The sequence below is a fragment of the Mycobacterium colombiense genome, from assembly GCF_001672755.1.
GTDB lineage: Bacteria > Actinomycetota > Actinomycetes > Mycobacteriales > Mycobacteriaceae > Mycobacterium > Mycobacterium colombiense_C.
The window spans coordinates 1-1093 of record NZ_LZKI01000068.1; the positions used below are offsets into that span (position 1 = coordinate 1).

The following is a 1093-nucleotide window of genomic DNA, read 5'->3' on the forward strand; positions in this document are numbered from 1 at the left end:
CTAGCTGTACCCGGCAGTCAGGTTGGTGACAGTCGGCTCATTGGGGGGTGTCCTCCGATGGCTGAGTGGCGTCGTTGATTGTTGTAGTGCTCGAGCCAGGGAGCAAGGGCTGCGTAGCGGGCGCCGTTGGTGTTGAAGACGTGATAGTAGGCCCATTCGGTTGCCAGGGTGCGGTTGAAGCGTTCTGCCTTGCCGTTCTGCCAGGGGCAGTGCGGTCGGATGAAGACCTGGCGGGCACCGAGGTTGGCGATGACTGTGCGTATCGCGATGCTGTGACGGTAGGCAAAGGCATTGTCAGTCATGACTCGTTCGATGTGGCTGATGCCAGCTGCGGTGAAGTAAGCCGCCGCGCGGGTCAAGAATGCGGCACAGGTTGCGCCCTTTTCGTCGGGCAGGATTTCTGAGTAGGCCAATCGGGAGTGGTCATCGATGGCGGAGTGCACATAGTCGTAGCCGACGCGCGCCTTCTTAGCGGCGTAAGTTCTGCTCATCGTTCGGCCGTGGGCTTTCCAACCGCCGCCGTCAGGGATGCGGCCAATCTTCTTAACGTCCATGTGGATCAGCTCGCCGGGGCGGTCGCGTTCGTAACGTACGGCGGTGACTTTGGATGCTCGGATCACTTGTCCGGTCAATGGATCACACTGACGTAGGTAGGGCAGCTCGTGGCGGCGCAAGATCGCGCTGACCGTGCGTGCCGGCACGCCGAGTTCGTCGGCGATGAACTGCTGGCCTCGTCGCGACGACCGACGTAAGGCCACTACAGCGGATTCGACCTCGGGCGCTGTGCGCGTCGGACAGCGGTGTGGGCGTGAGGACCGATCGACCAATCCGGCCGGGCCCTCGGCGCGGTAGCGGCGGACCCACCGATACGCGCACTGACGTGACACACCGAGTTCAGCGGCGACATGAGCGGGCCTTCGGCCCGCCACGAGGATGCGATCAACGAGTAGTTGTCGACCATGAAAGGTCAGCCGGGCGTTAGCGTGGGGCACGAGGACCTCCGTGTGTGAGTAGAGACGTCAGACATCTCCACTAAGCCCGGAGGTCCTCCCTTCTCACAGCCGAATCGTCAACAACGTCCCTGCCGGGTACA

1 protein-coding gene is annotated in these 1093 nt (G+C 62.6%); it reads right to left on the bottom strand.

Annotated elements, in window-relative coordinates:
- Positions 1-17: 17 nt before the first annotated feature.
- Entirely contained in the window at positions 18-992 is a 975-nt protein-coding gene (locus A5708_RS08990) for an IS481 family transposase (RefSeq protein WP_065028292.1), read from the bottom strand.
- Positions 993-1093 lie beyond the last annotated feature (101 nt).